This window comes from Streptomyces sp., from assembly GCF_050698815.1.
In the GTDB taxonomy this organism is placed as follows: Bacteria; Actinomycetota; Actinomycetes; order Streptomycetales; family Streptomycetaceae; genus Streptomyces.
This window is the reverse complement of record NZ_JBOHCV010000727.1, coordinates 1-5,454: the sequence shown is the minus strand read 5'-3', so window position 1 is coordinate 5,454 and position 5,454 is coordinate 1. Positions and strand designations below refer to the sequence as shown.

The following is a 5,454-nucleotide window of genomic DNA, read 5'->3' as shown; positions in this document are numbered from 1 at the left end:
CGGCGATGCCGCAGCACAGACCGGAGAGCAGATACAGCAGCAGCCGCTGCCGCCGCACGGCGATGCCGGCCAGCCGGGACGCCTCGGCGTTGCCGCCGACCGCCACGGTGCGGCGTCCGAAGGTGGTACGGCCCAGCACGAGCCAGCCCAGTACGGCGACCGCGGCGAAGACCAGCACCAGCGGCGGAACCCCGAGCACGTAGCTGTCGGAGACGCCCAGGTCGAGGACGGGCTGCACCGTCACCACCTGCGTCTTGCCGTCGCTGATGAGCAGGGCCAGGCCGCGCGCCGAGGCGAGCATCGCGAGGGTGGCGATGAAGGGCACCATCGGCCCGTACGCGATGAGCGTGCCGTTGACGAGTCCGCAGCCCAGCCCCACCGCCACCGCGCACAGCAGCATGCCGCCCAGGCCGAAGTCCTGGGTGGCCACCGTGGTCGCCCACACCGAGGCCAGCGCGACGATCGCGCCGACCGACAGGTCGATGCCGCCGCCGATGATGACGAAGGTGACGCCGACGGTGACGACGCCGATGACGGAGGACTGGGTCAGGATGAGCTGGAGGTTGTCCGCGGTCAGGAACTGTTCCGGCTTGGTGAACGCCCCGACCGTCACCAGCGCCACGAGCACCCCGACGAGGGAGAGGTGGCGCAGGCTGAGCCGCGGCGCACCGATGCCGCGCCGGGCCGGTGATGCGGGGGGCGGCGGTGATGCCGGTGACGCCGGCGGTGGCGTCGGCTTCGACGACGGCTCGGGCTCCTGCACCGCGTCGGCGCCGGGTGAGCTCAGCACGACGGGCTCCCTTCCATGACGAGGTCGAGCACCCGGTGCTCGTCGAGCTCCGGGGCGGGGGCGGTGTGCACGACGCGGCCCTCACGCAGGACCAGCACCCGGTCGGCCAGGCCGAGGACTTCGGGCACTTCGCTGGAGACGAGGAGGACCGCGACGCCGGAGTCGGCGAGGCGGCGGATGACGGTGTAGAGCTCGGTGCGGGCGCCGACGTCGACGCCGCGGGTGGGTTCGTCCAGCAGCAGCACCCGGCACTCGCGCAGCAGCCAGCGCGCGAGGACCACCTTCTGCTGGTTGCCGCCGGACAGGGTGCGCACGTCGCGGTCGGGGTCGTCGGGGTGCAGGGCGAGCTCACGGGTGCGGGCGCGGGCCGCCGCGCGCTCACCGCCGCGGTCGAGCCAGCCGCCGCGGGAGAAGCGGGACAGTGCGGAGACCGAGACGTTGCGGGTGACGGACTCCAGCATCAACAGGGCCTGGGACTTGCGCTCTTCGGGAGCGAGGCCGATGCCGGCCCGGACGGCGGCGGTGACGTTCCCCGGCGGGACCGGTTCACCGTCGACGACGACGCGGCCCGCGGTGGGACGGCGGGCGCCGGAGAGGGTTTCCAGGATCTCCGAGCGGCCGGAGCCGACCAGCCCGGCGAGGCCGACGATCTCTCCCGGGCGCAGCTCCAGGTCGAGGGGCGCGAACTCGCCCGCGCGGGTGAGGCCTTCGGCGCGCAGCACGGGCGGGGGCGCCTGCGTGGGCGGGCCGGCGCCCGGGCGTGCGGGGAAGGCGTACTGCACGTCGCGGCCGGTCATCAGGGCGACGAGATCGCGGGTCGGGGTGTCTCGGGCGGGCAGCCCGCCCGCCGCGACCCGCCCGTCCTTGAGCACCGAGACGCGGTCACCGATCCGGCGGATCTCCTCCAGCCGGTGCGAGATGTAGACGACGGCGACGCCCTCCGCGGTGAGCCCGCCGACGATGCGGAAGAGGTTGTCGACCTCGTCCGGGTCGAGTGCGGCGGAGGGTTCGTCCATGACGATGAGACGTACGTCGTGGGAGAGGGCGCGGGCCATGGAGACGATCTGCGCTCCGGCGGCGGACAGCGCGCCCACCAGGACGTCCGGGTGGATCTCGGGATGGCCGAGCCGGCTCATCAGATCGGCGGCGCGGGTACGGGCGTCGCGCGCCCGGATGAAGCCGCGGGTGGCGACCTCGTTGCCGAGGAAGATGTTCTCGGTGACCGACAGGTGCTCCACCAGGTCGAGTTCCTGGTAGATGGTGGCGATGCCCAGGCGCATGGCGGCCACCGGGGTGTGGAGTCGCACGGCTTCGCCCTGCCAGCGGATCTCGCCCTCGTCGGGCTGGTGGGCGCCGGCCAGCACCTTGATCAGGGTCGACTTGCCGGCACCGTTCTGCCCGAGCAGGCAGTGCACTTCGCCGGGCTCGACGTCGAGGTCGACGCCGTCCAGCGCCCGTACCCCGGGGAAGGACTTGGTGATGCGGGTCATCGTGAGCAGGGGAGCTGGTGGCGCCATGGCGGGCCTCCGTGCGTGCGGGCATACGGGACCGTGCGGGGCAGTGCAGTGCTGGTGCTGTGCTGCGACGTGCTCGGTGCGGTGCGGTGCTGCGCGCGCTGTACGACGAAGGCGGTTGCCGCCGGCGTACTCGAATGCCGACGGCCGGGGTCAGGCCGGGGAGAAGAGGTGGTCGCTGATGAGCCGGGCGGCGCCGGTCACCCCGGCCACCTGACCCAACTCGCCCAGCACGATGGGGAGATTGCCGGTCGCCAGTGGCAGTGACTGGCGGTAGACCTGGGTACGGATGCTGGCCAGCAGCGTGTGACCGAGCCCGGTCACGCCGCCGCCGATCACCACCAGTCCGGGGTTGAAGAAGCTGACGAGGCCGGCGATGACCTGGCCGACCCTGGTGCCGCCGTCCCGGATGAGATCGAGTGAGGTGCCGTCCCCGGCCGCGGCGGCGTCCGCGACATCCGCGGCGGTGAGCCGGCCGGCCGACTCCAGCCTGGCGGCCAGCTCGGCCGAGGACTCGTCCCGCGCCGCGCTCTCGGCGTCCCGGGCGAGCGCCGCCCCGCCGAAGTACGCCTCCAGACAGCCGCGGTTGCCGCAGGCGCACGGGCGGCCGTCCGGCTCGACCTGGATGTGCCCGATGTCGCCGGCGCTGCCGGTCGTGCCGCGGTGGACCTCGCCGCCGACGACGATCCCGCAGCCGATGCCGGTGCCGATCTTGACGCAGAAGAAGTCCCGTACGGAACGGGCGACTCCGGCCTGCATCTCCCCCATCGCGATGAGGTTCACGTCGTTGTCGACCATGACCGGGCAGCCCAGCTCCTGGCTGAGCGCCTCCCGGACGGGGAAACCGTCCCAGCCGGGCATGATCGGCGGCGCCACCGGCACGCCCTCGGGGAACCGGACGGGGCCCGGCACACCGATCCCGGCGCCGTCGAAGCCCTCGGCGACTCCGGAGGCGCGGAGCTTGGCGACCATGGCGAGGACCTGGTCGAAGACGGCGACCGGGCCCTCGCGTACGTCCATGGGCTGGTTGAGGTGACCCAGGATCTCCAACTCGGGGTTGGTGACGGCCACATCGATGGACGTGGCCCCGATGTCGACGCCGAGGAAGCGGAGTCGCGGCGAGAGCCGCACGTTGTGCGAGCGGCGTCCGCCGCGGGAGGCGGCGAGCCCGTCGGCGACCACCAGGCCCGTCTCCAGCAGCCGGTCGATCTCCACGGCGAGCTTGGAGCGGGAAAGGTCGACCTGATCACCCAGCTCGGCACGGGAGTTGGGGCCGCCGTCCCGCAGCAGGCGGAGCAGTCGAGCCTGGTGTGCGTTCGCGGGCCGAGCTGTCATGCGTCTCACGGCTACCCTCCCCTGGCCTTCGGCAGGGGCGACCCCCACCCCCGCGTTCCGCTGCGTCGACCGCTCCCAGGAGTGCGGGCGCCACCCGGGATCGACTGGGAACGTATCAGCGGTCGTCGCCGCGGGGAAGAAGTTCTGCGGGAATCCCTTCGACTTTTCCCAGGTAATGGACAAAGGTCGGCTGCCCGGCCGCCTGTCAGGCGCTGTCAGCTCTGCGAGCGCTCGTGGTAGGAGTGCCGCGTGTGTTCCGTGTGTGCGCGCATGACCTGGGTCGCGCGCGACCCGTCACCGGCGGCGATGGCGGCGATCAGCTCTCGGTGCTCGATCCAGGACTGGGCGCCGCGCTGACGCGCCACCGGCGTGTAGTACCAGCGCACCCGGCGGTCGACCTGGCCCGCGAGCTCCGCGAGAACGGCGTTACCCGCCAGGCCCATCACCCGCGCGTGGAAGGCGGCGTTCGCCTCCACGACCGCCTCGACCTCGTCGCGGGCGACCGCCGCCTCACCGCGCGCGCACAGTTCCTCCAGTTCCGCGATGCCCGCGGGCTCGGCGTTGACCGCCGCGAGCCGCGCCGCCTCGGCCTCCAGCAGCGTCCGCACGGTCAGCAGCTGGTCGGCCTCCTCCTCGGTCGGCTCGTGGACGAACGCACCCTGCGCGGGGCGCAGATCGACCCAGCCGTCGGTGTTCAGACGCTGCAGCGCTTCCCGTACGGGCTGCCGGGAGACCCCGAGATGATGGGCCAGCTCGCTCTCGACGAGATGCTGGCCCGGGCGCAGGGCACGCGTGGTGATGAGTTCCAGCAGAGCGTCGTAGACACGCTCCCGCAGCGGGCCCGGGCGCTGCAGCTTGGGCATGGCACCTTCCGGCAGTCCTGCGGACAGCATCTGCGACTCCTGACCTTCGACAGCACAGGCTTGGCTTTTGTCTACAGTCTACGGAGTGCACTGTGCGGGTGGCGGGCAACAAGCCATCTTCACCCGCCCTTTGTGACCCGTCACACGCGCCGGATGCAGGGCGCCCGGCGAATATTGCCGCGCGGGCCGGCACCGCCTCGTGCCACAGTCCCCTCCATGGAGCCCGACTGGATGCCCGACGAACTCGCCCACGGCGGCCCCGAGCACTTCGACGCCGGTTTCATCGCCGGCTTCGACCGTAAACAAGGCCATCCCGATCCGAGTGCCGACATCGCGCTGCTGCACGGACACGGGCTGTCCGCTTCCTCCGTCGTCGTCGACTTCGGCGCCGGCACCGGGCAGTTCGCCGTCCCGGCCGCACGGCACTTCGGACGGGTCGTCGCGGCCGAGATCTCCCCCGCGATGCGGGACGTGCTGCGCGAGCGCGCCACGGCCGAAGGGCTCTCCTCGCTCGAGTGCGCGCCCGGCGGCTTCCTCACCTACGAGCACACCGGCGCACCGGCCGACGCCGTCTTCACCCGCCACGCGCTGCATCAACTGCCCGACTTCTGGAAGGTCCACGCGCTGCGCCGCATCGCCGGGATTCTCCGGCCCGGCGGCCTGCTGCGCGTGCACGACCTCATCTACGATTTCCAGCCGGACGAGACGGAGCACTTCCTCGAGAACTGGCTGGCCGGCGCGGCGGACGACCCCGCGGTCGCCTATACGCGCGCGGACCTGGCCGAGCACGTCCGGACCGAACACAGCACCTTCCGCTGGCTGTTCGAACCCATGCTCACCGCCACGGGTTTCGAGATCGTCGACACGGAGTTCCGTGCCTCTGCCTACGGCTCGTACACCTGCGTGAAGCGCTGAGCTCACGCGAAAAGGGCGGCTTCCGGCAGTAGTGCCG

The 5,454-nt window shown here is 72.2% G+C and carries 5 protein-coding genes; 1 reads left to right on the top strand and 4 read right to left on the bottom strand.

Annotated features, from left to right (window positions below):
• From ACRDP3_RS25865 to ACRDP3_RS25850, 4 genes are all read right to left on the bottom strand, one after another.
• The coding region (locus ACRDP3_RS25865) for an ABC transporter permease (protein WP_431519417.1) at nt 1–763 on the bottom strand (763 nt) is incomplete at its 3' end.
• Nucleotides 764–783: 20 nt separating this feature from the next.
• On the bottom strand, nt 784–2,307 hold the full coding sequence (locus ACRDP3_RS25860) for a sugar ABC transporter ATP-binding protein (protein ID WP_431519416.1): 1,524 nt from the start codon (nt 2,305–2,307) through the stop codon (nt 784–786).
• Nucleotides 2,308–2,457: 150 nt separating this feature from the next.
• Nucleotides 2,458–3,639 carry an ROK family protein gene (locus ACRDP3_RS25855; protein WP_431519415.1) on the bottom strand — a complete coding sequence of 394 codons (1,182 nt, stop codon included), beginning with the start codon at nt 3,637–3,639 and terminating at the stop codon, nt 2,458–2,460.
• A gap of 215 nt (nt 3,640–3,854) precedes the next feature.
• Complete coding sequence (locus tag ACRDP3_RS25850) at nt 3,855–4,532, bottom strand: GntR family transcriptional regulator (RefSeq protein ID WP_431519414.1); 678 nt, start codon at nt 4,530–4,532, stop codon at nt 3,855–3,857.
• Nucleotides 4,533–4,718: 186 nt separating this feature from the next.
• On the opposite strand from ACRDP3_RS25850, the gene ACRDP3_RS25845 reads away from it, so the two are divergent.
• Entirely contained in the window at nt 4,719–5,417 is a 699-nt protein-coding gene (locus tag ACRDP3_RS25845; protein WP_431519413.1) for a class I SAM-dependent methyltransferase, read from the top strand.
• Nucleotides 5,418–5,454: the final 37 nt, after the last annotated feature.

Bases quoted from the DNA above. Each gene is read 5' to 3' on its own strand.
- ACRDP3_RS25860 (WP_431519416.1), bottom strand. From the start codon at position 2,307: ATGGCGCCACCAGCTCCCCTGCTCACGATGACCCGCATCACCAAGTCC.
- ACRDP3_RS25855 (WP_431519415.1), bottom strand. From the start codon at position 3,639: ATGACAGCTCGGCCCGCGAACGCACACCAGGCTCGACTGCTCCGCCTG.
- ACRDP3_RS25850 (WP_431519414.1), bottom strand. From the start codon at position 4,532: ATGCTGTCCGCAGGACTGCCGGAAGGTGCCATGCCCAAGCTGCAGCGC.
- ACRDP3_RS25845 (WP_431519413.1), top strand. From the start codon at position 4,719: ATGGAGCCCGACTGGATGCCCGACGAACTCGCCCACGGCGGCCCCGAG.